This is a genomic window from Pseudomonas taetrolens (assembly GCF_900475285.1).
In the GTDB taxonomy this organism is placed as follows: Bacteria; Pseudomonadota; Gammaproteobacteria; order Pseudomonadales; family Pseudomonadaceae; genus Aquipseudomonas; species Aquipseudomonas taetrolens.
Genome location: NZ_LS483370.1, coordinates 3131126 through 3154516 on the forward strand (window position 1 = coordinate 3131126; position 23391 = coordinate 3154516).

Consider the following 23391-nt stretch of genomic DNA (forward strand, 5'->3'; position numbering starts at 1 on the left):
ACGGACATGCACGACCGGACACCTGACAGAAACCAGAAAAAGAAGACCACCATGCGCACATTGATGATTGAACCGCTGACCAAAGAAGCCTTCGCCCCTTTCGGTGATGTGATTGAAACCGACGGCAGCGACCACTTCATGATCAATAACGGTTCGACCATGCGCTTTCATCGTCTGGCCGAAGTGGAAACAGCGACGCCGGAAGACAAAGCGATCATCAGCATTTTCCGCGCCGATGCGCAGGACATGCCGTTCACCGTGTGCATGCTGGAGCGCCATCCGCTGGGCAGCCAGGCTTTTATTCCGCTGCTCGGCAACCCCTTTCTGATCGTGGTCGCGCCACTTGGCGATGCACCTGTATCAGGCTTGGTCCGCGCCTTTGTCAGTAATGGCAGGCAGGGCATTAATTACCATCGCGGCGTCTGGCACCACCCGGTGCTGACGATCGAAAAGCGGGATGACTTCCTGGTGGTTGATCGCAGTGGCGCAGGCAATAACTGCGATGAGCATTTCTTCAAAGAGGATGAGCGATTGATCCTCGCCCCCCACCAATAAGAGAAGGCCCTGACACTCACGCCAGCAAGCACGAGTGACGGGCAAGAGGTAGCGACTGTGGAAGCACATCTAATGGAATGGCTGAATCTGAGCGTGCGCTGGATTCATATGATTACCGGTGTGGCCTGGATTGGCGCGTCGTTTTACTTTGTCTGGCTCGAGAACAACCTCAACCGGACCGCCCCCAAAGAGGGTCTGGCCGGCGATTTATGGGCCATTCACGGCGGCGGCATTTACCACCTCGAAAAATACAAGCTGGCTCCCCCGACCATGCCGGACAACCTGCACTGGTTTAAGTGGGAAGCCTATTTCACCTGGATGTCAGGCATCGCCTTGTTATGCCTGGTGTTCTACTTCAACCCTGCGCTGTACCTGATTGCACCCGGCAGCAGCCTGAGCGGCCCTGAAGCAGTAGCGATCGGTATCGGGTCGTTGGTTGCGGGCTGGTTCATTTATGACTTCCTGTGCGACTCGGCACTGGGCAAACGCCCGGCACTGCTCGGCTTTATCCTGTTTGTGTTGCTGGTAGCCGCAGCGTTTGCCCTGAGCAAGGTGTTCAGCGGACGCGGTGCTTATCTGCATGTGGGCGCCATCATCGGCACCATCATGGTCGGCAACGTGTTTCGCATCATCATGCCAGCCCAGCGCGCGCTGGTCGCCGCGATCAAGGAAGGCCGCAGCCCCGATCCGGCCCTGCCCGCCAAAGGCTTGCTGCGCTCGCGGCACAATAACTACTTCACCCTTCCGGTGCTGTTCATCATGATCAGCAACCACTTTCCGAGCACCTACGGCAGCGCCTACAACTGGCTGATCCTGGCCGGAATCGCGGTTCTGGCAGTGCTGGTGCGGCATTACTTCAATACCCGTCACGACAGCCACAAATATGCGTGGACCTTGCCGGTCGCGGCACTGAGCATGATCTGCCTGGCCTATGTCACGGGGCCAAAACCCGTATCCGACGCGCCCGAGACGGCCAAGGTAATCAAGTATCAGCCCCTCCCGGCAACAGCCGTCGGCGGTGTCAAACCGCAAGCCGGCCCTGCGCCTGAAGCGACGCCCGAACCTGCAGCGCCGGTGGCCACTGTCGACTTCGAAAAGGTCCACCTGGTGATCCAGGAGCGCTGCACCGTGTGTCATTCCGCCAAACCCACCAGCCCGTTGTTCAGCACGGCTCCGGCAGGCGTGATGTTCGACACGGCGCAACAGATCCAGTTGATGGCGCCGCGGATTCAGGCCCAGGCAGTGACCAGCCAGATCATGCCGGTTGGCAACATTACCCAGATGACTCAACAGGAACGCGACCTGATCGGTGCCTGGGTCAAAACCGGAGCTTCTACTCACTGACGTACACGCTGCTGCGTGGCCGCCGCGGTTGTGCGGCCACGCCATTACACCACTAGCTCACAAAAATAAAAAAGACCGAGGTGTTGCATGTCCGAATTAACCGAACCGCGCATACCCGCCGTGACCGCGCCACCGCCGATTCAGCGGCTGCCGTTGTTGCAATTGATACTGGTCGGTTTACAGCATGTGTTGTTGATGTACGGAGGCGCTGTCGCGGTGCCGCTGATTATCGGGCAAGCCGCCGGCCTGAGCCGTGAGGAAATCGCTTTCCTGATCAATGCCGACCTGCTGGTGGCAGGGGTCGCAACCATCGTGCAGTCCATGGGCATCGGGCCTATGGGCATTCGCATGCCGGTGATGATGGGCGCCAGTTTTGCCGCGGTCGGCAGCATGGTGGCCATGGCCGGAATGCCAGGCATCGGCATGACCGGGATCTTTGGTGCAACCATTGCCGCCGGTTTCTTCGGGATGATCATCGCGCCCTTCATGTCCAAAATCGTGCGTTTCTTCCCGCCGCTGGTGACTGGGACGGTGATTACCTCGATCGGCTTGTCACTGTTCCCGGTGGCGGTGAACTGGGCAGGTGGCGGCAATGCAGCCGTCCAGTTCGGCTCACCGCTGTACCTGTCCATTGCCGCACTGGTGCTGGCCACCATCTTGCTGATCAATCGCTTCCTGCGCGGTTTCTGGGTCAACATCTCGGTACTGATCGGCATGGCGCTGGGGTATGTGCTGTCCGGTGCGCTGGGCATGGTCGACCTCTCCGGCATCGGCCAGGCGCCGTGGTTCCAGATCGTCACGCCGCTGCATTTCGGTATGCCTGAGTTCCATCTGGCGCCGATCCTGTCCATGTGTCTGGTGGTGGTGATCATTTTCGTCGAGTCCACCGGGATGTTTCTGGCACTGGGCAAAATCACCGGCCAGGAAGTCACCCCGCGCATGCTGCGCCGCGGTTTGCTGTGTGATGCCGGCGCGTCGTTCCTGGCCGGTTTCTTCAACACCTTCACCCACTCTTCCTTCGCCCAGAACATCGGTCTGGTGCAAATGACCGGCGTGCGCTGCCGCTCGGTGACCATCATGGCCGGGGTATTTTTGATTACCCTCAGCCTGCTGCCTAAAGCGGCCTTTTTGGTGGCTTCGATTCCGCCCGCGGTATTGGGCGGCGCAGCCATTGCCATGTTCGGCATGGTGGCCGCCACCGGGATCAAAATCCTCCAGGAAGCCGATATTGCCGACCGCCGCAATCAACTGCTGGTGGCCGTCAGCATTGGCATGGGCCTGATCCCCGTCGTACGTCCGGAATTCTTCGCTCACCTGCCGATGTGGATGGGCCCCATCACCCACAGCGGTATCGCCATGGCCGCTGTCAGCGCTGTCAGCCTGAACCTGATGTTCAACGTTCTGGGCGGTGCCGAGCGCGCCGCCATGAGCGGTCACGTGCATCAACTCTAAAACTGGCACAGCACACGCCGGCTGCGATCACACGCTTGAAGGTCGCAACCGGCGGCATCTCCTGACGGAGCATGCACGCGCGTTTCAGTAAAACAATAATAAAAAGGGAATGACCCATGAACTGCAAACACTGGGGCGTTACGCTCGCGGGTGGGCTTTTGGCTGCCGGTCAAGCCATGGCCGGAGATCTGTTTTTGTGGCAGACCAACAGCCTGACCTACCTCTACGGCAAAAACTTTGCGATCAACCCTTCGATCCAGCAAACGATGACCTTTGAACACGCCGACAAATGGAAGTACGGCGATAACTTCCTGTTCGTCGACCGTATTTTCTACAACGGCAAAGCGGATCCGAACAAGGGGCCGCACACCTACTACGGCGAGTTCAGCCCCCGGCTCTCGTTCGGCAAGATTTTCGATCAGAAGCTCGAGTTCGGCCCGATCAAGGACGTGTTGCTGGCCATGACCTACGAATACGGCGAAGGTGACAGCGAGGCTTATCTGATCGGCCCCGGCTTCGACCTGGCAGTGCCTGGCTTCAATTACTTCACCCTTAATTTCTATCGCCGCCACACCGAAGGGCCACGCCCAGGCACGGGTGTCTGGCAGATCACTCCGTCGTTTTCCTACAGCATCCCAATGGGGCGCTCCAACCTGCTGATTGACGGCTACATCGATTGGGTGGTCGACAACGACCAGAATTCACGCGGTACCTACCACGCTAACCTGCACATTAATCCGCAGATCAAATATGACCTGGGCAAAGCGCTGCGCTTGGGGGACAAGCAGTTGTATGTCGGTATTGAATACAGCTATTGGAAAGACAAATACGGCATCGAAAACAGCCACCGGCTGGACACCAACCAAAACACCGCCAGCGCCCTGATCAAAGTCCACTTCTGATTCAAATCCTGCGCCCGCCCTGTCATCGCGCACCCCGCACAATGACAGGGCGCTTGAGTGCAAGCGCCAGAGCCAGTATTCTCCGCGGCCGCTCAATAGCCGACACTGTTTTAAAGCTGACTTTAAAGCCAACTTTATATCTTTAACTCAATGAGTTACGGCCTTTCATTACCCTGTTTCACGCCCCGGCCAAACAACGGCTGCGGGCCTTTGACAGGCATGGCCCGGTACTTGCTGTCAGCTATAAAACTGACCGATTGGGCAAGTTTTAAAGCCGTCTATAAAACATCGGGAACCAAGATGCCTATCCAGAGCGTCGTGTTCTTTTAAGCGCAAAACCTTATTTTTTTGGAGCAACCGAATGAACCGTACCTTGACCAGCCTGATGCTTGCGGGGGGCTTGCTGGGCGGGACTCCGGCCGTCGCCGGCGACCTGTTGCAATGGCAAACCAACAGCCTGACGTACTTGTGGGGCAAGAACTTCAAGGTGAATCCAGCGATTCAACAAACTGTGACCTTCGAGCATGCTGACAGCTGGAAGTACGGTGACAACTTCTTCTTTCTGGATCGTATTTTTTACAACGCCAAAGAAGACGGCAACCTGGGCCCCAATACTTATTACGGCGAATTCACCCCCCGCCTGTCGATGGGCAAAATCTTCGATCAGAAGTTTGAATTTGGCCCGATCAAAGACGTGTTGCTGGCCATGACCTACGAGTTTGGTGAAGGCGACTCCGACGCTTACCTGATTGGTCCGGGTTTCGACCTCAACGTGCCGGGCTTCGATTACTTCCAGCTGAACTTCTATAAGCGCTTCCCTGAAGGCAACCGTGCCGGCAAGGGCGTTTGGCAGATCACACCGGTGTGGTCCTACACCCTGCCAGTGGGCAACTCAGATGTGCTGATTGATGGCTACATGGACTGGGTGGTCGACAACGACCAGAACTCGCGCGGCACTTACCACGCCAACCTGCACTTCAACCCACAGATCAAATATGACCTGGGCAAGGCCTTGAGCTGGGGCGATAAACAGTTGTATGTCGGTATCGAATACGACTACTGGAAAAACAAGTACGGCATTGAAGACAGCGGCTCTTTCACCACCAACCAGAACACGGCAAGCCTGCTGGTGAAATACCACTTCTGATGCGCCCGCCTCAGCCGGCCAGGTCCGGTTGAGGCGCCCGCAATATGCCGTTCAACATCAAGTCAAGACTGTCCAGCGCTGCCACCAGACGCTGCGGCGGGTGGTTGTCCCCGGCAATCCAGAAGGACGTGTCCATCAGCCCGCCCTGGATCAAGCGCGCCAGCGCTTCAGGGTCGGTGCGTCGCACTACCCGGGTGTCCATCAAGTCCTGGAGCATCGCTGCCAGGGATGAACTGCACTCCGACTGACTGCTCTGCAAGTATTCCGAGCCCAGCACCGACGGTGCATCACGCAGCATGATTCGCTGCACCTCGACCTCCAGCGCCATCTCCAAAAACATCCGGCAGCGCCCCTTGAACCCCTCCCATGGGCTCAACGCCTGCTCGAACACCTGCGCCAGTTGAGCGTCCAGCTCGACATCCAGTTGCTGCACCACGGCCAGCAGCAAGCCTTTTTTATCGCCAAAGTGGTGGTACAACGCTCCCCGGGTCAGCCCGACAGACGCCGTCAGGTCATCCATCGAGGTCTGGGCATAGCCCACTGAACCAAACGCGTGACGCGCAGCCTCCAGCAACTTGGCACGGGTTTCTTCAATCATTTGCGAGCGGGCTTTGGGGGCCATGTTCGCCTCCTTTTTTGGATACGTAGCGTATGTTAATTGACATACGTCACGTATGCGTATATTTCTGCATACGCTGCGTATGTGACGTAGCCCCAATACCGTAGGCGCGAGCTTGCTCCGATGCATTCAGCCCGATTTCAATCGAAGACGCGCTGATGCACTCGCAGTCCCCGCGTCCACACCTTTTATTGTTGTGGAGCTTCAATGGCTAATCCTTATCGCGAGATTTTCAGCGCCCCGGGCAGCAAGGCCTTTTGTGCTGCGGGCCTGATCGCACGCATGCCGATTTCCATGACCGGGATCGGCATCATTACCTTGCTGGCTCAACTGCACGGTTCGTATTGGCTGGCCGGCGCTGTGGCGGCGACCTTTGCCCTGGCGATGGCGCTGATTGCGCCCCAGATCTCGCGCTGGGTCGACCGTTACGGACAAGGCCGGGTACTGCCGGGCGTTACCGCACTTGGGGTGGGCGGGCTGTTGGCGCTGCTGCTGTGCAGCCATTTAGGCACTCCGGACTGGACCCTGTTCGTGTCTGCAGCTTTGGCCGGCTTTATTCCGAGCATGCCGGCGATGGTGCGGGCGCGCTGGACGGAGCTGTACCGCGGCTCACCCAAACTGCACACGGCCTTTTCGCTGGAGTCGGTGCTCGATGAAGTCAGCTTTATCGTCGGACCGCCCATTTCGGTAGGGCTCAGCGTGGCGGTATTCCCTCAGGCCGGGCCCCTGGCAGCAGCGATTCTGCTGGCCATCGGCGTGACCGCCTTTGTCATGCAGCGCAAAACCGAACCCCCCGTGCATCCGCGCAGCACTGAACATCACGGCACGGTGCTGCGTCAGAGGGCAGTGGTGATCTTGCTGATGGTGCTGCTGGGCATGGGCACCATTGTCGGTACCGTGGATGTGGTCAGCGTGGCGTTCGCTCAACAACAAGGTCAGCCCGCCGCCGCCAGCATTGTGCTGTCCGTGTACGCGCTGGGCTCGTGCATCGTCGGGCTGGTGTTTGGCACCTTGAAGCTCAACATGCCGTTGCCCAAGCTGTTCTTGCTGGGGGCATTGGCCACCGCCATTGCCGTCGTGCCGCTGATGTGGGTCAACAGCATCACCACCCTGGCCGTGGCCATGTTTGTCGCCGGGCTGTTTTTCGCACCGACATTGATCACGGCGATGGGCCTGGTGGAAAACATCGTGCCGGCGGCCAAACTGACCGAGGGCCTGACCTGGATGATTACCGGCCTGGGCATCGGTGTTGCCCTGGGCGCCGTTGTTGGCGGCTGGGTCATCGACGCCTACGGCGCACAGGCCGGTTTCACCGTGTCACTGGCGGCGGGGGGCGGGATGTTGCTGTTCGCAATATCGGGTTACCGCTTGCTGCAAAACAGCACCCTGCCCCGCACCCTCGCGACGCACTAGCCTTTAACGGCACGCCAGAGTTTGCTCACGGCCATCACCCCGACCAACACCACTGCGCCGGCAATAATGCCGGCCACGGCGTTGAGCAAGGTCGGCACAATGACCGACACCACACTCAACCACTGGGCGCTGTGTTGGGCGACACCTTCGATCCAGTGATGCACCACCGGCACACCGTGGGTCAGGATGCTGCCACCGACCATGAACATTGCCGCCGTGCCGATCACCGACAGGCTTTTCATCATGTACGGTGCCGTGTTCAGCACACCCCGGCCAAAACTGCGCTGGGCCCGGGTCCAGAGGCCTTCACCGGTCTTCTGGCTCAAGTACAGGCCGCCATCATCGAGCTTGACGATGCCACCCACCAAGCCATAGACACCAATGGTCATTACGATCGCGATGCCGGACAACACGATCACTTGCTGCATCAAGGGCGCATCGGCCACCGTGCCCAGGGTGATGGCAATGATCTCGGCCGACAAAATGAAATCGGTGCGCACAGCGCCTTTGATCTTGTCTTTTTCAAAAGCCACCAGGTCGATTTCGGGGTCGACAACCGCCTCGTGCAGGGCTTGTCGCTCACCTTGTTCTTCAGCGGCACTGTGAAGAAACTTGTGCGCGAGTTTTTCGAACCCTTCAAAGCACAGATAAGCACCACCGACCATCAACAGCGGGATCACCGCCCAGGGTGCAAAAGCGCTGATGGCCAGCGCCGCCGGGACCAGAATCAGCTTGTTGAGAAACGAGCCTTTGGCCACTGCCCACACCACCGGCAATTCCCGCTCGGCCCTGACCCCCGACACCTGTTGCGCATTGAGCGCCAGGTCATCACCCAGTACCCCCGCAGTCTTTTTGGCGGCCATTTTGGTCATCAGCGCGACGTCGTCGAGTACGGCGGCGATATCGTCGAGCAACATCAGCAAACTGCTGCCTGCCATGGAGAAGATCCTTTCCTGAATGAATGGCGCTAAGCATAGCGCGTGCCAGCCTCGCAGCGACAATCTTGAGACGCTTGCAAGCCCGGTGCTACCATGGCCGACCGCCCAAACAGGCAAGGAAATATCGGGTTTATGAGCAGTATCCGCGAACGTAATAAACAACTGATTTTGCGTGCCGCCAGCGAAGAATTCGCCGACAAGGGTTTCGCGGCCAGCAAGACCAGCGACATTGCGGCCAAGGCAGGCGTGCCCAAGCCCAATGTTTATTACTACTTCAAATCCAAGGAAAACCTCTATCGCGAGGTGCTTGAAAGCATCATCGACCCGATTCTGCGGGCCTCGACGCCATTCAATGCCGACGGCGAACCGAACGAGGTGCTGAGTGGCTACATCCGCTCCAAAATCCTCATTTCACGCGACCTGCCTTTTGCGTCCAAGGTATTCGCCAGCGAAATCATGCATGGCGCCCCGCACCTGAGCGAAAGTCAGGTGGAACTGCTCAACGCACAAGCCCGGCATAACATCGACTGCATCCAGATCTGGATCGACCGTGGTCAGATCGCCCCGATCGACCCGCATCACCTGATGTTCAGCATCTGGGCGGCCACCCAGACCTACGCCGACTTCGACTGGCAAATCTCCGCCATCACTGGCAAAGCCAAACTTGAAGACAGCGACTACGAAGCCGCGACCCAGACCATCATCCGCATGGTGTTGAAAGGCTGCGCGCCCGACTGACAGACCGCGTCCCTGTAGGCGCCGAGCTTGCTCGCGATGGCAGCACCGTGTTTTGGCTGACGTATCGCGTCGCCTGAATCGCGAGCAAGCTCGCTCCTACAGAAACGTAGAGCGATGGCAGCACCGTGTTTTAGCAGGCGTACCGCGTCGCCTGAATCGCGAGCAAGCTCGCTCCTACAGAAACGTAGAGCGATGGCAGCACCGTGTTTTAGCAGGCGTACCGCGTCGTCTGAATCGCGAGCAAGCACGCGCCTGCAGAAACGTAGAGCGATGGCAGCTCCCCATCCCTGCAGGCGTCGGGCTTGCTCGCTACATCAGATCGCCACTCCCGCATCCGCCCGCAGGCCCAGCGTCTCTATCGCACTGATCGCGCATTGCTCGTCGATATCCGAGGTGTCGCCGCTGATGCCAATCGCGCCGATCACATGACCCGCATCGTCACGAATCAAGACCCCGCCCGGTGCCGGCACTACGTCGCTCTGCCCCATGCCATTGAGCGCGGCAAAAAATGCCGGCCGTTGCTGCGCATCCAGCGCCAGTAACCGCGAGCCCTTGCCCAGTGCAACCGCGCCCCACGCCTTGCCGATTGCAATCGAGGGGCGCAACAGGCTGGCACCGTCTTCGCGTTGCAACGCCAGTAAATGTCCACCGCTATCCAGCACCGCCACTGTTAGCGGTGCCGCGTTTATCTGGCGCCCGGCGCCCAAGGCCTGGGCAGTCAGGTTTAAAGCGACTTTCAAGGTTAAAGCACTCATGGTTGCTGTCCTTATCTTGTTATGGAAAGCCTTTTGCCGGCCATTCAGGGCCCAGCCGATCGCAATAATAGATCACAACTTACAATCATTATGTATACAATTTTTTTCATAAATTTAATAACCCTTACCCTTAAGCGCTGCAATACAGGGCTTAAAGCCTTCGCCTCATTCAACCGATAAAACCGATTGACCGATACACCGGAGCATGAATACACTCGCCACACAGCCACTTGTATACAATTACAAAACGTAAGAGGCACAAAGCAATGAGCAAAATGAGAGCAATCGAAGCCGCCGTTTTGGTGATGCGTCGCGAAGGTGTCAACACTGCATTCGGCATCCCGGGCGCCGCCATCAACCCGCTGTACTCGGCCCTGCAAAAGGTCGGGGGCATCGATCACGTCCTTGCTCGCCACGTCGAAGGTGCCTCGCACATGGCTGAGGGGTATACCCGCACCAAGGCCGGCAATATTGGGGTGTGCATCGGCACTTCCGGGCCGGCGGGCACCGACATGGTGACCGGCCTGTACAGCGCCAGCGCCGACTCCATCCCGATTCTGTGCATTACCGGCCAGGCACCCCGGGCCCGGATGCACAAGGAAGACTTCCAGGCCGTGGACATCACCAGCATCGTCAAGCCCGTGACCAAGTGGGCGACCACCGTGCTGGAACCGGGCCAGGTGCCCTACGCCTTCCAGAAAGCCTTTTACGAAATGCGCTCCGGCCGCCCCGGCCCGGTATTGATCGACCTGCCTTTTGACGTGCAAATGGCAGAAATCGAATTCGATATCGACGCCTATGAGCCGCTGCCGCTGGCCAAACCTTCGGCGACGCGGACCCAGGTAGAAAAAGCCCTGACCCTGCTCAATCAGGCCGAACGTCCGCTGCTGGTCAGCGGCGGCGGTGTGATCAACGCCGATGCCAGCGAACTGTTGGTCGAGTTCGCTGAGCTGACTGGCATCCCGGTTGTCCCGACATTGATGGGCTGGGGCACCATTGCCGATGATCACCCGCTGATGGTGGGTATGGTCGGTCTGCAAACCTCCCACCGTTACGGCAACGCCACCCTGCTTGAATCCGATGTGGTGCTGGGCATCGGCAACCGCTGGGCGAACCGCCACACCGGCTCAGTCGAGGTCTACACCAAAGGCCGCACCTTTATTCACGTTGATATCGAGCCGACGCAAATCGGCCGTGTCTTCACCCCGGATCTGGGCATCGTTTCCGATGCAGGTCTGGCACTGAAGGTGTTCCTCGAGGTTGCCCGCGAGTGGAAAGCTGCCGGCAAGCTGAAAAACCGCAGCGCCTGGCTCCAGGACTGCCAGCAGCGCAAGGCCACCCTGCACCGCAAGACTCACTTCGACAACGTACCGGTCAAACCACAACGCGTGTACGAAGAGATGAACCAGGTCTTCGGCAAAGACACCTGTTATGTGAGCACCATCGGTTTGTCGCAGATTGCCGGTGCGCAATTCCTGCACGTTTACAAACCGCGTCACTGGATCAACTGCGGTCAGGCCGGCCCGTTGGGCTGGACCATTCCAGCCGCACTGGGCGTGGTCAAAGCCGACCCGAACCGCAATGTCGTGGCATTGTCGGGCGACTACGACTTCCAGTTCATGATTGAAGAGCTGGCGGTGGGCGCTCAATTCAACCTGCCGTATATCCACGTAGTGGTGAACAACTCCTACCTGGGGCTTATTCGTCAGGCGCAGCGCGGTTTCGAAATGGACTACTGCGTGCAGTTGTCTTTCGACAACCTGAATGCCCCTGAACTCAACGGTTACGGCGTCGATCACGTGGCGGTCGCACAAGGCTTGGGCTGCAAGGCGCTGCGCGTGTTCGAGCCCGGCCAGATCCAGCCCGCACTGCGCCAGGCACAAGAGCTGATCAAAGAGTTCCGCGTGCCGGTGGTGGTGGAAATCATTCTGGAGCGCGTGACCAATATTTCGATGGGCACTGAAATCAACGCCGTGAATGAGTTTGAAGACTTGGCGCTGGTAGGTAACGATGCACCGACCGCCATTTCGATGCTGGATTAATCTCAGGTCTATCCGCCGCACAAACGTTGCCGAGATCTGAACAGACGCAAAGGCCCCTCAGGGGGCCAACACTTTCACAGGAGTTCACCATGCCGCGTTTTGCCGCCAACCTGTCCATGCTGTTCACCGAACAGGATTTTCTTGTCCGTTTTCAAGCGGCTGCCAACGCTGGTTTCCACGGCGTTGAATACCTGTTTCCCTACGATTACAGCTCCGCCGAGATCAAGGCCCAGCTCGAGGCCAACAAGCTGACCCAAGTCCTGTTCAACCTGCCGGCCGGGGATTGGGCCAACGGTGAACGCGGCATTGCCTGCCTCCCCGACCGTATCGAAGAGTTTCGTGCCGGCGTGGACCTCGCCATTGCCTATGCCCAAGTGCTGGGCAATGACCAGATCAACTGCCTGGCCGGTATCTGCCCGCAGGGCACAGACCCCGCCGTGGTCGAAAAAACCTTTGTCGCCAACCTCAAGTACGCGGCCGACAAGCTGCAGGCGCACGGTATCAGACTGGTCATGGAAGCCATCAATACCCGTGACATTCCGGGCTTCTACCTGAACAACACCCGCCAGGCCCTGGCCATCCAGGAGAAGGTCGGCAGCGCCAACCTGTTCCTGCAATACGACATCTACCACATGCAAATCATGGAGGGGGATCTGGCCCGCACGATGCAAGCGCACCTGCCGCAGATCAACCATATCCAGCTGGCCGATAACCCCGGCCGCCACGAACCGGGCACCGGTGAAATCAACTACCGCTTCCTGTTCAAACACCTCGACCGCATTGGCTATCAAGGCTGGGTAGGCTGTGAATACAAGCCCCTGACCAGCACCGAAGCCGGCCTTGGCTGGCTCAAAACCCATAATGCGGTTTAAGCAACACCCTCTTTCTATTGCTGGAGCAAGCACCGTTCCTGCAGAAACGAATCAGACCTCCAATAAAAACAAGAGGATTTGTCATGGCTAAAATCGGATTTATCGGCACCGGCATCATGGGCTCACCTATGGCCAGCAACCTGCAAAAGGCCGGGCACAGCCTGTTCCTGTCGACTCACCACGGCGCCGCTCCCGCCGAACTGGTGGCCGCAGGCGCCGTGGCGCTGGCCAACCCCAGGGAAGTTGCCCAAGAGGCCGAGTTCATCATTGTCATGGTGCCCGACACCCCTCAGGTCGAAGACGTGCTGTTCCGCGAGGACGGCATTGCCGCTGGCCTGAGCCCGAACAAGGTGGTGATCGACATGAGCTCGATCTCACCGACCGCGACCAAGGCTTTCGCTGAAAAAATCAACGCCAAGGGTGCGCAATACCTGGACGCCCCGGTTTCCGGCGGTGAGGTCGGCGCAAAAGCGGGCACCCTGAGCATCATGGTCGGCGGTGACGAAAAAACCTTCGAGCGGGCTCTGCCCTTGCTGCAGAGCATGGGTAAAAACATCACCCTGGTCGGCGGCAACGGCGATGGCCAGACCGCCAAGGTGGCGAACCAGATCATCGTGGCCCTGAACATTCAGGCGGTTGCCGAAGCGCTGGTATTCGCGGCCAAAAACGGGGCGGATCCGGCCAAGGTTCGCGAAGCGCTGATGGGCGGCTTTGCTTCGTCAAAAATCCTCGAAGTGCATGGCGAACGCATGATCAAAGGCACGTTCGATCCAGGGTTCCGTATCAGCCTGCATCAGAAAGACCTCAACCTGGCGCTGGCTGGCGCTCGTGAACTGGGGATCAACCTGCCCAACACTGCCAACGCACAGCAGGTGTTCAGTACCTGCGCTGCGCTGGGTGGCGGCAACTGGGATCACTCCGCGCTGATCAAAGGCCTGGAACACATGGCCAACTTCTCGATCCGCGACTGACTCCTTCTCCGGCGCCTGCCCCGCAGGCGCCGCTGTGATGTCTACATCGACTGCAGGCACCTGCCTTTGACGCGGGGACCTCTGCACATCCCCAAAAAAGCTGATCGAGCCACGAGTATGCCCCTGCTCACTCCCCAGTGCCCCGACTGGGCCACTGCTCTGTGCAATGGTTTCAGCCAGATTTTCCTGCAACGTCATCCCGTGTGCGGCGTGTTTTGCCTGCTGGCGATTCTGGTCAGTGCCCCCACCTTGCTCGCCGGTGCCTTGTTGGGCGCCGCATCGGGCCTGCTGACGGCCCAACGCCGGGGCTATGCCAAAGCCGAACGCCAGGCCGGACTTTACAGCTACAACGGTGCGCTGCTGGGCCTGCTGCTGAGCCATCAACTGCCGTGGTCCGCGCTGCTGCCCCTGCTGATCATCGCCTGCGCCGGGTTCAGCTCGATCCTGATCCAGCAATGGCTCAAGCGTACCCGCCATACGCCTGTCCTGATGGCCTACACCGCGCCTTTTGTGGGCCTGGGCTGGATCGTGCTGCACTTCACTGCCAACCCAGCTCCCGCCGCGCCTCTCGACTCAACGCTCAATAGCCTGACGCTGGTGCTGGCCCTGCTCAAAGGTGTCGGCCAGGTGATGCTGCTGCAACATCCGCTTGCGGGGCTGTTGATCGTGATCGGTGTGTGGCTGAGCAACTGGCGCGCGGCATTGTGGGCACTGACGGGCTCTTTGGCCGGCCTGCTGTTCGGGCTCTGGCAGCAGGAACCGGGCGACGCGCTGAGCGGACTCACCGGCTATAACCCGGTGCTGGCCGCATTGGCCCTGAGCCATCAACCTCAGCGTCCCTGGCTGCCCGCACTCGGCATTCTCCTGACGTTGTTGCTGCTTCCGGTTTTTTCGGCACTTGGCCTGCCACCCCTGACCGCCCCTTTTATTCTTGGCTGCTGGCTGGTCCAGGCCACACTGAGGGCGCTCTGGCCCAAGCCTCTAGAAGCAAAAGAACAATGCAGGTTGCGCATTGAGCGTTAATCCTCGAACCTTCTGATATTTGGGCATCGAGCAACCTGCATGGATAACAACGATTGGCGCCAACGCTTGTATGTCATGGTCTTTCAAGCCGACACGGCAGCCGGACGGCGCTTCGACACCGCACTGCTGCTGATTATTCTGCTCAGCCTGGTGGTGGTGGTCCTCGACAGTATCGACAGCATCCACCGCGACTACGCGGCGTTGCTGGCGTACATCGAATGGGGATTCACCCTTGTGTTCGCGGTGGAATACGCCTTGCGCCTGTATTGCTCGCCCAAGCCCCTACGTTACGCCTTCAGTTTTTATGGGCTGGTGGACTTGCTGGCGATCGTGCCGGGGATTCTGGCCATTTACTACAGCGATGCGCAGTACCTGCTGATTATCCGCATCATCCGCATGCTGCGAATTTTTCGCGTACTCAAGCTGCGCCCGTACCTGAGCCAGGCCAATTACCTGCTCTCGGCCCTGCGCGGCAGCAAACAGAAAATCATCGTATTTCTGGTCAGCGTGTCGACGCTGGTTACCGTGTTCGGCACCTTGATGTACGTCGTCGAAGGTCCTGAAAACGGTTTTACCAGCATCCCGCTCAGTATCTATTGGGCCATCGTCACGCTGACCACGGTCGGCTTCGGTGATATCGTGCCCAAAACCGTGCTCGGCCAGATCATCTCGGCCATGGTGATGATCACCGGTTACTCGATCATCGCCGTGCCCACCGGGATTTTTACCGCCGAACTGGCCAATGCCATGCGCGGCGAGCAACTCAAGCACAACTGCCCCACCTGCAAGAAGAACACCCACGAACCGGCGGCCTCATTTTGTTCGCGGTGTGGCAATGCGCTATTTAGTAAAAAAGCATAACAAAAGTACTTTTTAATCTTTTAAGGACTATACAGCAGCAGCTATAGTCGCTCGCAAATTGCCCCTTTATTGCTCCCATAACAAGGAATGCGCAGTGAAAAAACTCTTTAGCGTCTCAATTCTGGCCGCAGGCCTGGTGCTCGGCAGCATTGCTCATGCCGCTCAGCCACCGCTATTAAACGTGTCCTATGACGTGATGCGAGACTTCTACAAGGACTACAACACTGCCTTCCAGAAACATTGGCAAGCCGAAAACAAAGACAAGCTCAACATACAAATGTCTTTCGGCGGTTCAAGCAAACAGGCACGTTCGGTGATCGATGGCCTGCCGGCTGACGTCATCACCATGAACATGGCCACCGACATCAATGCCTTGGCCGACAACGGCAAGCTGGTGCCGGAAAACTGGGTCACCCGACTGCCGGACAACAGCGCGCCATTCACCTCGGCCACCGTGTTTATCGTGCGCAAAGGCAACCCGAAAGCCCTCAAAGACTGGCCAGACCTGCTCAAGGATGGCGTGGAAGTGATCGTCCCCAACCCGAAAACCTCGGGTAACGGCCGTTACACCTTCCTCTCGGCCTGGGGTTACGTGCTGAAAAATGGCGGCGATGAGACCAAGGCCAAAGACTTCGTGGCCAAGCTGTTCAAACAGGCCCCGGTGCTGGATACCGGTGGCCGTGCCGCAACCACCACGTTCATGACCAACCAGATCGGCGACGTGCTGGTGACCTTCGAAAACGAAGCCGAAATGATCGCCCGTGAGTTCGGCCGCGACCAGTTCGAAGTGGTTTACCCCAGCGTCTCCGCCGAAGCCGAGCCGCCAGTGACCGTGGTCGACAAAGTGGTCGACAAAAAAGGCACCCGTGCCGTTGCCGAACAGTACCTGAAGTACCTGTGGTCGCCTGAAGGCCAGGAAATCGCAGCCAAGAACTACCTGCGTCCACGGGACCCGGCAATATTGGCCAAGTACACCGACCGCTTCCCGAAAGTCGATTTCCTGTCGGTAGAGAAAACCTTCGGCGACTGGCGTGACGTGCAGAAAAAGTACTTCAACGACGGTGGCGTGTTCGATCAGATCTACAGCGGCCAGTAATCGCTTTGCACCCAAACCCGTAGCAGCTGCTACGGGTTTGGGTGAATCCTCGCCCTTATCGCAGCCTGTAGCAGCGGTCGAGTAGCACGAGGCCGTGTCCGCCGGCGCAGCCGTCGCAAAGCCTGGTGTACCTTTCCGTTGAGTGCGCCGCGGCGCTCTACGGTTTGCGCCCTGACCGCGGCTCTGTGTTGTCAATCAGCCACAAACGTCAGCAAAATGGCCTTGCCCCTGCGCAAAACCTTCGCTGCGCACACAGCAAGCTGTACATAAACCCAGTAAAAACAGTTGCCCTGCAGCCAAACTCTGCCCATGCTGTGCACCTTCTGCGCGGCAAGTTCAATGAGTGGCGTTATGCGGCTGTTTCTGTGTGAAAAACCTTCCCAGGCCAAAGATATTGCAGCCGTGCTCCGTGCCAGCCGACGCGGTGATGGCTGCTGGGTGGGGCCCAATGCCACGGTCACCTGGTGCATCGGTCACCTGCTCGAAACGGCCCCGCCTGACGCCTATGACGAACGCTACAAGCGCTGGGTGCTGGCCGACCTGCCGATCATCCCCGAAAAGTGGAAAATGCGCGTCAAGCCCAAGACGGCCAGCCAGTTCAAGGCGGTCAAGCGCCTGCTCGGCGAAGCCAGCGAGCTGGTGATTGCCACCGACGCCGACCGCGAAGGCGAGATGATCGCCCGCGAACTGCTCGATCACTGCCGCTATCGCGGGCCCATCCAGCGCCTGTGGTTGTCAGCGCTGGACGATGCCTCCATTCGCAAGGCCCTGGCTAACCTCAAGCCTGGCACCGAAACCTTCAACCTGTACCATTCAGCCCTGGGCCGCTCGCGGGCCGACTGGCTGATCGGGATGAACATGAGCCGCCTGTTCACCCTGCTCGGGCGCCAGTCCGGGTATCAGGGCGTGTTGCCCGTGGGCCGGGTGCAAACCCCGACCTTGCGCCTGGTGGTCGATCGCGACCGCAGCATCAGTGACTTTGTGCCCGTCGCGTACTGGGCCATCGACGTACAGCTCAAGCACGACGGGCAACTGTTCACCGCACAATGGCGAGCCGATCCCGATACCTGCGACGAACATGACCGCTGCCTCAATCAGCCCCACGCGCAACAGGCTGCTACAGCAATCAACAGCGCCAGCAGCGCCCGTGTCAGCACATTGCGCACCGAGCGCGTACGCGAAGTCGCCCCGCTGCCGTTCGACCTTGGCACGCTGCAAGAGGTGTGCTCGAAAAAACTCGGTCTCGGTGCCCAAGAAACCCTCGACATCGCCCAGGCGCTGTACGAAACCTACAAGGTCATCACCTACCCGCGCAGCGACTGCGGCTACTTGCCACAAAGTCAGCACGGCGAGGCGGCGTCGATCCTGTCCGCCTTGCAGCGGGTCGATCCGACGCTGGCCCCGCTCAGCGGGCATCTGGACCCGCAACGGCGCTCACGCGCCTGGAACGACGCCAAGGTCAGCGCCCACCACGGCATCATTCCTACCGCTGCCGCAAAAAATCTTGAGCGTCTGACCGGCAAACATCGAGCGGTCTACACCCTGATTCGTGCACGCTATCTGGCGCAGTTCCTGCCCAACCACGAATACGATCGCACCCAGGCCGACTTCGACTGCGCCGGCCAGGCCCTGCGTGCCGTCGGCAAGCAGATCGTCGAGCCCGGCTGGAAACGCGCGCTGCCTGAAGCCCTGGCACCAGCCAAAGGCCGCGAAGCCCCTGCCCCGCAACCTTTGCCCGTATTGCGCGAAGGGCTCGACTGCGCCATTGCCGGCGTCCAGCTTAAAGACCTGTGGACCCAGCCGCCCAAGCCCTTCACCGAAGGTGACTTGATCAAGGCCATGAAAAACGTGGCCAAGCTGGTGCAGGACCCGCAACTCAAGCAAAAACTCAAGGACACCACCGGCATCGGCACCGAAGCCACCCGCGCCGGAATCATTCAGGGCCTGCTCGATCGCGGCTACCTGAGTAAAAACGGCAAGGCCCTGGCCGCCACTGCGCCGGCGTTCAGCCTGATCGACGCCGTGCCCCGGGCCATCGCCGACCCCGGCACAACCGCCATCTGGGAACAGGCTCTGGACATGGTGCAAAGTGGCGAAATGCCCCTGGAGACGTTCGTCGCCAAGCAGGCCGCCTGGATGAGCAAGCATATCGCCCGTTGCAGCGGCATGAGCATGACCATCAGCGGACCGGCCAGCCCGGCCGGCGTCGCGCCGGCGTGGAAGAAAAAGCGCAAGTCAACGCCCGGCAAAACAAAGGCAAAACGGGCGGTAAAGCCCAAGAGTAAAAGTGTTTAAGGGGAGTCAACACTCAAGATACCGACCCGCCTGAGGGATATTTACCGCTGGCTGAAACCGGTTCAAATATCCAGCCACCCCGAAATGCAGGTCACTGCCGAGCCGCCGACCCAAATATCCTCGCCAATTTGCTCGATCGATACCCGTCCGGCCCGCCCCATGGCCGTGCCCTGGCTGGCCACATAACGCGCCGGCGCTAGGCCTTCTCCGATCAACCACTGTGCCAGCCCGGCATTCAGGCTGCCGGTCACCGGGTCTTCGGACATGCCTTCACCGGCACAAAACGCGCGCACTTCAAACTGCGCCTCATCCCCATCGCACTCAGGGTTCCAGGGGGCCACCACGCCGATGGACAAGCCCATCAATTGTGCGTAATCAGGTTTCAAGGCCAGCACCTGTTCGCGATCACGCAACAGCAAGGCTATCCAGCCCGGGCCGTTATCCACCCAACGCGCCTGCACCACCGCCTTGAGTTCAATCCCAAGGCCTCGGCAAATGCGTTGCAGCAAGGCATCCTCGACGGCACCTTGTCGCAACAGAGGCGGCGCGGTAAAAGCCAGCGGCCCGTCCCTGTGGCGGATTCGGATCAAGCCTGTCGAGCATTCCTGAATCACGACTTCGCCACGGGCTTTACCGCCCGCTTCCAACCAGGCGTGGCAACTGCCCAGCGTCGGGTGTCCGGCAAAAGGCAATTCTGAGAGGGTAGTAAAAATACGCAGCCGGTAATCGGCTTCGGGGTTTTGCGGTTTCAGGACAAATGTTGTTTCACTCAGATTGGTCCAGCGCGCAAAGTCGACCATTTGCGCATCGGTCAAACTGTCAGCGTTCAGAACAACAGCCACCGGGTTGCCTTTGAGGGCAACGGCGCTGAAAACATCCACCTGTTTGAATTCAAATCGACTCACATCCCACTCCCGTTCACGAAAAGACAACTTCCGGGCAGAGCATAACCGCCCAGCCTCTTACGCACACCCGCTGAGCAAATCAGTATCATCCCCAGAGTTTTTACTCAGGAGCACACCATGACCGCACGTACTTTCCTCATCACCGGCGCCAGCAAAGGCATCGGTCGCGCACTGGCAACGTATCTGGCCCAGGCGGGCCACACAGTGGTAGGCATCGCTCGTCACGCTGACGACGCAAGCTTTCCCGGTACCTTGATTGCCCTGGATCTGGCGGATCGCGAGCGCAGTGCGCAGGTGCTCAAGGAACTCAGCGAACGCTTTGCGTTTGACGGACTGGTAAACAACGTCGGGCTGGTGCGCCCGCAAGCGCTGGGCGAGATTGATCTGGATGCATTCGATGACGTGATGCGGGTCAATCTGCATTCAGCGTTGCAAGCCACACAAGCACTGTTGCCGGGGATGCGCGCCCGGGCTGGGGGCGGATTGTGAACATTTCGAGTCTCACCGTGCTCGGCATCACTCAACGCACGGCCTACGCCGCCGCCAAGGCGGCCCTGGTGAGTTTTACCCGTTCGTGGGCACTGGAACTGGCGCAAACCGGGATCACGGTAAACGCTGTCGCACCCGGCCCGACCGAAACCGAACTGTTCCGCGACAATAATCCGCCAGGCTCGGCCGGTGAAGCACGTTATCTGGCCAGTGTCCCGATGGCGCGCCTGGGTCAGCCCAAAGAAATCGCCTCGGCCATTGCCTTTTTACTGTCGCAGAACAGCGGCTACATCACCGGCCAGACCCTGTTTGTAGACGGTGGCGCGTCAATCGGGAAAGCGGCGTTTTAAATCCGTCACGGGCAAGCGTACCGCCTTGCCCGTTTTTTCATCGACCTACAGCAAATCGGTGCCATCACGCTTGGCCTTGCGCATGTCGCGATACAGGCTGACGCATAAAGTAATCATCACGGCCGCCGCAATCGCCGGCCAGATCAGGACGTACAGGGTTAGAGCGAAACTGGACATGGAGAGGTTCCTTTTTCAGTGGCAGGTTTGCTTTCCGGGGCAGATTCAGCGGTGCCGTGGAAGGCGACCACGCGTTCATTGATGCAGTCGAAGTCGAAGGATTCATTGGCCAGCAAGCTGACCAGCACACAGACCACGGTGCTGACTCCGTAAGCCGTCAAGGAGCTCAACAGAACCGGATAATCGCGCAAGAAGCCAAAGGCGAACGGGGCCATGATCAAGAAGGCCAATGTACCCAGTACAAACCCCACACGTTTGCCGAAGAAGCCGAACGCCATCAAGCCAATCACGACGCCGCCACCGATGGAGGCACACAGTTCGAACAACAACGCCACAGTGCCTTGCATTTCAAGCAATTCGAAACGCGCCACCAGGAACATCAAGAAGCCGGCAATGGCTGCACTGGTAAAGGCCGCATTGGTGATCCGCTCCCAATACAGGCTGGCAATCACCGGAAACACGATCGCGCCCCACAACGCGCCGACAAAAATCAGCATGGTCAGAATGTCGAGTTTCATACTGGCGAACAGCATGGCCAGCATCGTCGCCACCACCATCGTCAAGCGCCCCACGAACAACATGGTTTTGGGATTGGGCTTACCTTTGGCGACGTTTTTACCGTAGACATCGGTCATCACCAACGCCGACAGCGCCGACAAATCAGAATCAGCGGTGGACGACAGCGAGCCGATCACCATGATGAAAAACAGGCCGACCGCAAAGGGCGGCAAATAGGTCGAAGCCATCTGCGGGATCAAGTTATTCAGATCGCCATCCTGCGGCTCGATACCTGCCAGCAGCGCCAGAAAACCCAGCATGCCAAGGCCGATGACAATCGAGGCATAGCCGATGGTCGCGGTGACAAAGGTCGACTTCATCAAGTCTTCGCGCACGGCAAACAACCGCTGGGCGATCGTCTGATTACCAATGGCGTAGGCCAGCACGGCCACGAAGTAGGGAGCACCCTGCTCCAGAATTGCGGTTTTTGAGTAGAAACTGGCTTGCTCAGGCGTAATGTTCGGCATGCCCTGAGTGAAGATTTCCGGCCCGCCAAGCTGAAAGAAGATGATCGGGATGATCACCACCGCAGCAAAGATCATGGCAAACAACTGGCCGAAGTCTGTCAGTACCGAAGAGCGGAAACCGGACCAAATGGTGTACGTCAGGACCCCGACACCAGCGATCAATACGCCATGGGTAAAGCTCAGAGGCGAGAGAACTGCCACCAGGGCCCCGGCAGCCGTAAAGTTGACCATCAGGCTGATCAGGCTCCCGACAATGTTGGAGCCTGCCAGAATCATCTGACTGGAACGCCCGTGACGGGCATGCATGATTTCAGCGAGGGTATGGGCTTTGGGTGCGAGTTGCCGAAAACGCCGGCCAAACGGGTAGATGAACAAAATCATCAGCGCCCCCCAGAAGCCGTAATGCAAGGCGCCTGACAGGCCAAACTTATAACCCGCGCTGGCGGCGGCATAAAACGATGCTGCCCAGATCCAGGTGGCGGTCATGCTGGCGGCTGACATGCCAAAGCCGATCGAGTTATTGGAAACCATGTAACCGTCGACGTTTTCCTCTTTGCGACCCACACGCAAAGACACCAAAAACGTCAGGCCATAGAAACAAAACAAAAGCAGAAGCACAGTGGGGGTGGAAAGTTGGAACATTCCTTTCTCCTTTATGTGCGCCACAGCCGTTGCAGACGCAACGAAAGGCCAATATTGGCAGGCGCAACAACCCGGTTTTCCTGAGAAACAGGCGATAGCGGACAGCGGTCCGTGGGTTGTGGTCGTGAAGGCTGGCAAGTGACGGAACGCAAAGGGCGTCCCACGTCAAAAGGCAAAGCGTGCGCTAGCACGTTGAGCCGGGTGCTTGCAGCAAGGGCCGGCAGTTGCCGGAAGATGAGTCCTGTATCAAAGGCAAAGCCCTGACACGAACAGAAGCGGATTATACAGATTTGACGCGGCTATTGCGGATTGACCTGATACCGCAGGCCATAAGCAAAACGGCGGCCCAAGGGCCGCCGCGATGCATCACTTGAACTGGCGGCTCAACCCCGGCGGTACACCGCTGATGTCGGTTTCTTCCCACGGCCCGTTGGGGCTGACCGAGCGGCTCCAGCCGTTGTCCCAGCGGTAGTAGGCGCGCTGACGGTAGAAGGTGTTGCTCTGGTTATCCAGCACATAGACCCCAAGACGTGCGTCCCAATGGCTCGGGCCACCGGGCGGCGGCGCGAAGGTTGCCGACGTGCGCGGCAGCGGCTTCGGCGGCTTGGGAATCGGCATGTCCGGCAACGGCTTGCTGGACGGCTGCGGCTTCGGTACTGAAGGTACTGAAGGCACCGACGGCGCAGTGGGCTCCTCGTAAGGAGGATGAACCGCACAGGCGCTCAGGCCGAGGACAAGACTGAACAAGGTGATGCGTGCAAGTGCGGCCATAGCGGTTTC

General features: G+C 59.0%; 21 protein-coding genes and 1 pseudogene. 15 read left to right on the top strand and 7 right to left on the bottom strand.

Annotated features, from left to right (window positions below; translation table 11 throughout):
- The first annotated feature begins 51 nt into the window (after positions 1 to 51).
- From DQN55_RS14420 to DQN55_RS14440, 5 genes are all read left to right on the top strand, one after another.
- Positions 52 to 555 carry an ureidoglycolate lyase gene (locus tag DQN55_RS14420; RefSeq protein WP_048383076.1) on the top strand — a complete coding sequence of 168 codons (504 nt, stop codon included), beginning with the start codon at positions 52 to 54 and terminating at the stop codon, positions 553 to 555.
- Positions 556 to 612: 57 nt separating this feature from the next.
- Entirely contained in the window at positions 613 to 1899 is a 1287-nt protein-coding gene (locus DQN55_RS14425) for a urate hydroxylase PuuD (RefSeq protein ID WP_048383075.1), read from the top strand.
- 87 nt (positions 1900 to 1986) lie between these two features.
- On the top strand, positions 1987 to 3351 hold the full coding sequence (locus DQN55_RS14430; protein WP_048383074.1) for a nucleobase:cation symporter-2 family protein: 1365 nt from the start codon (positions 1987 to 1989) through the stop codon (positions 3349 to 3351).
- Between the two features lie 116 nt (positions 3352 to 3467).
- A complete protein-coding gene (locus tag DQN55_RS14435; RefSeq protein WP_048383073.1) occupies positions 3468 to 4253 on the top strand; it encodes an outer membrane protein OmpK in 786 nt (261 codons plus the stop codon).
- A 361-nt stretch (positions 4254 to 4614) separates the two neighbouring features.
- The gene (locus DQN55_RS14440) at positions 4615 to 5400 is read left to right on the top strand and encodes an outer membrane protein OmpK (RefSeq protein WP_048383072.1); all 786 of its coding nucleotides are present in this window, start codon (positions 4615 to 4617) and stop codon (positions 5398 to 5400) included.
- A gap of 10 nt (positions 5401 to 5410) precedes the next feature.
- On the opposite strand, the gene DQN55_RS14445 is transcribed toward DQN55_RS14440, so the two are convergent.
- Positions 5411 to 6022 carry a TetR/AcrR family transcriptional regulator gene (locus DQN55_RS14445; RefSeq protein WP_048383071.1) on the bottom strand — a complete coding sequence of 204 codons (612 nt, stop codon included), beginning with the start codon at positions 6020 to 6022 and terminating at the stop codon, positions 5411 to 5413.
- Positions 6023 to 6226: 204 nt separating this feature from the next.
- Between DQN55_RS14445 and DQN55_RS14450 the strand changes: the two genes are divergently transcribed.
- Positions 6227 to 7432, top strand: coding sequence for an MFS transporter (locus DQN55_RS14450; protein WP_048383070.1), 1206 nt, complete (start codon positions 6227 to 6229; stop codon positions 7430 to 7432).
- On the opposite strand, the gene DQN55_RS14455 is transcribed toward DQN55_RS14450, so the two are convergent.
- Positions 7429 to 8370 carry a DUF808 domain-containing protein gene (locus DQN55_RS14455; RefSeq protein ID WP_048383069.1) on the bottom strand — a complete coding sequence of 314 codons (942 nt, stop codon included), beginning with the start codon at positions 8368 to 8370 and terminating at the stop codon, positions 7429 to 7431. The genes DQN55_RS14450 and DQN55_RS14455 overlap by 4 nt on opposite strands.
- Before the next feature lie 132 nt (positions 8371 to 8502).
- On the opposite strand from DQN55_RS14455, the gene DQN55_RS14460 reads away from it, so the two are divergent.
- Positions 8503 to 9108 (top strand): TetR/AcrR family transcriptional regulator, encoded by a 606-nt coding sequence (locus DQN55_RS14460; protein ID WP_048383068.1) that lies wholly within the window; start codon positions 8503 to 8505, stop codon positions 9106 to 9108.
- A 314-nt stretch (positions 9109 to 9422) separates the two neighbouring features.
- On the opposite strand, the gene DQN55_RS14465 is transcribed toward DQN55_RS14460, so the two are convergent.
- Entirely contained in the window at positions 9423 to 9863 is a 441-nt protein-coding gene (locus tag DQN55_RS14465) for a GlcG/HbpS family heme-binding protein (RefSeq protein ID WP_048383067.1), read from the bottom strand.
- Between the two features lie 266 nt (positions 9864 to 10129).
- Here DQN55_RS14465 and gcl point away from each other — a divergent pair, with 266 nt between their 5' ends.
- The 7 genes from gcl (at position 10130) to DQN55_RS14500 (ending at position 19023) form a co-directional block, all read left to right on the top strand.
- Positions 10130 to 11905 carry a glyoxylate carboligase gene (gene gcl / locus DQN55_RS14470; protein ID WP_048383066.1) on the top strand — a complete coding sequence of 592 codons (1776 nt, stop codon included), beginning with the start codon at positions 10130 to 10132 and terminating at the stop codon, positions 11903 to 11905.
- An 89-nt stretch (positions 11906 to 11994) separates the two neighbouring features.
- Positions 11995 to 12777 (top strand): hydroxypyruvate isomerase, encoded by a 783-nt coding sequence (gene hyi / locus DQN55_RS14475; RefSeq protein ID WP_048383065.1) that lies wholly within the window; start codon positions 11995 to 11997, stop codon positions 12775 to 12777.
- Between the two features lie 83 nt (positions 12778 to 12860).
- Positions 12861 to 13748: a 2-hydroxy-3-oxopropionate reductase gene (locus DQN55_RS14480; protein WP_048383064.1), complete on the top strand. Its 888-nt coding sequence runs from the start codon at positions 12861 to 12863 to the stop codon at positions 13746 to 13748.
- 117 nt (positions 13749 to 13865) lie between these two features.
- Complete coding sequence (locus tag DQN55_RS14485) at positions 13866 to 14771, top strand: urea transporter (RefSeq protein ID WP_048383063.1); 906 nt, start codon at positions 13866 to 13868, stop codon at positions 14769 to 14771.
- A gap of 39 nt (positions 14772 to 14810) precedes the next feature.
- Positions 14811 to 15632, top strand: coding sequence for an ion transporter (locus DQN55_RS14490; RefSeq protein WP_048383062.1), 822 nt, complete (start codon positions 14811 to 14813; stop codon positions 15630 to 15632).
- 94 nt (positions 15633 to 15726) lie between these two features.
- Positions 15727 to 16728: a sulfate ABC transporter substrate-binding protein gene (locus DQN55_RS14495; protein WP_048383061.1), complete on the top strand. Its 1002-nt coding sequence runs from the start codon at positions 15727 to 15729 to the stop codon at positions 16726 to 16728.
- 351 nt (positions 16729 to 17079) lie between these two features.
- Entirely contained in the window at positions 17080 to 19023 is a 1944-nt protein-coding gene (locus DQN55_RS14500) for a DNA topoisomerase III (protein WP_048383060.1), read from the top strand.
- A 62-nt stretch (positions 19024 to 19085) separates the two neighbouring features.
- Here the strand turns inward: DQN55_RS14500 and DQN55_RS14505 are convergent, their stop codons facing one another.
- Complete coding sequence (locus tag DQN55_RS14505) at positions 19086 to 19928, bottom strand: PhzF family phenazine biosynthesis protein (protein WP_048383059.1); 843 nt, start codon at positions 19926 to 19928, stop codon at positions 19086 to 19088.
- A 117-nt stretch (positions 19929 to 20045) separates the two neighbouring features.
- On the opposite strand from DQN55_RS14505, the pseudogene DQN55_RS14510 reads away from it, so the two are divergent.
- Positions 20046 to 20767: pseudogene (locus DQN55_RS14510) on the top strand (SDR family oxidoreductase).
- Between the two features lie 45 nt (positions 20768 to 20812).
- Here DQN55_RS14510 and DQN55_RS22465 read toward each other — a convergent pair.
- The 3 genes from DQN55_RS22465 to DQN55_RS14520 all read right to left on the bottom strand — a co-directional run bounded on the left by DQN55_RS22465 (position 20813) and on the right by DQN55_RS14520 (position 23382).
- Positions 20813 to 20944, bottom strand: coding sequence for a putative transporter small subunit (locus tag DQN55_RS22465; protein WP_218017838.1), 132 nt, complete (start codon positions 20942 to 20944; stop codon positions 20813 to 20815).
- Entirely contained in the window at positions 20926 to 22611 is a 1686-nt protein-coding gene (locus DQN55_RS14515) for a sodium:solute symporter family protein (protein WP_048383057.1), read from the bottom strand. Before DQN55_RS14515 ends, DQN55_RS22465 begins: the two co-directional genes overlap by 19 nt.
- 366 nt (positions 22612 to 22977) lie before the next feature.
- Positions 22978 to 23382, bottom strand: coding sequence for a hypothetical protein (locus DQN55_RS14520; protein ID WP_048383056.1), 405 nt, complete (start codon positions 23380 to 23382; stop codon positions 22978 to 22980).
- Between the last annotated feature and the right edge of the window lie 9 nt (positions 23383 to 23391).

Bases quoted from the DNA above. Each gene is read 5' to 3' on its own strand.
- DQN55_RS22465 (WP_218017838.1), bottom strand. From the start codon at position 20,944: ATGTCCAGTTTCGCTCTAACCCTGTACGTCCTGATCTGGCCGGCGATT.
- DQN55_RS14430 (WP_048383074.1), top strand. From the start codon at position 1,987: ATGTCCGAATTAACCGAACCGCGCATACCCGCCGTGACCGCGCCACCG.
- DQN55_RS14435 (WP_048383073.1), top strand. From the start codon at position 3,468: ATGAACTGCAAACACTGGGGCGTTACGCTCGCGGGTGGGCTTTTGGCT.
- DQN55_RS14480 (WP_048383064.1), top strand. From the start codon at position 12,861: ATGGCTAAAATCGGATTTATCGGCACCGGCATCATGGGCTCACCTATG.
- DQN55_RS14445 (WP_048383071.1), bottom strand. From the start codon at position 6,022: ATGGCCCCCAAAGCCCGCTCGCAAATGATTGAAGAAACCCGTGCCAAG.
- hyi (WP_048383065.1), top strand. From the start codon at position 11,995: ATGCCGCGTTTTGCCGCCAACCTGTCCATGCTGTTCACCGAACAGGAT.
- DQN55_RS14490 (WP_048383062.1), top strand. From the start codon at position 14,811: ATGGATAACAACGATTGGCGCCAACGCTTGTATGTCATGGTCTTTCAA.
- DQN55_RS14520 (WP_048383056.1), bottom strand. From the start codon at position 23,382: ATGGCCGCACTTGCACGCATCACCTTGTTCAGTCTTGTCCTCGGCCTG.
- gcl (WP_048383066.1), top strand. From the start codon at position 10,130: ATGAGCAAAATGAGAGCAATCGAAGCCGCCGTTTTGGTGATGCGTCGC.
- DQN55_RS14450 (WP_048383070.1), top strand. From the start codon at position 6,227: ATGGCTAATCCTTATCGCGAGATTTTCAGCGCCCCGGGCAGCAAGGCC.
- DQN55_RS14465 (WP_048383067.1), bottom strand. From the start codon at position 9,863: ATGAGTGCTTTAACCTTGAAAGTCGCTTTAAACCTGACTGCCCAGGCC.
- DQN55_RS14440 (WP_048383072.1), top strand. From the start codon at position 4,615: ATGAACCGTACCTTGACCAGCCTGATGCTTGCGGGGGGCTTGCTGGGC.
- DQN55_RS14485 (WP_048383063.1), top strand. From the start codon at position 13,866: ATGCCCCTGCTCACTCCCCAGTGCCCCGACTGGGCCACTGCTCTGTGC.
- DQN55_RS14455 (WP_048383069.1), bottom strand. From the start codon at position 8,370: ATGGCAGGCAGCAGTTTGCTGATGTTGCTCGACGATATCGCCGCCGTA.
- DQN55_RS14420 (WP_048383076.1), top strand. From the start codon at position 52: ATGCGCACATTGATGATTGAACCGCTGACCAAAGAAGCCTTCGCCCCT.
- DQN55_RS14460 (WP_048383068.1), top strand. From the start codon at position 8,503: ATGAGCAGTATCCGCGAACGTAATAAACAACTGATTTTGCGTGCCGCC.
- DQN55_RS14500 (WP_048383060.1), top strand. From the start codon at position 17,080: ATGCGGCTGTTTCTGTGTGAAAAACCTTCCCAGGCCAAAGATATTGCA.
- DQN55_RS14515 (WP_048383057.1), bottom strand. From the start codon at position 22,611: ATGTTCCAACTTTCCACCCCCACTGTGCTTCTGCTTTTGTTTTGTTTC.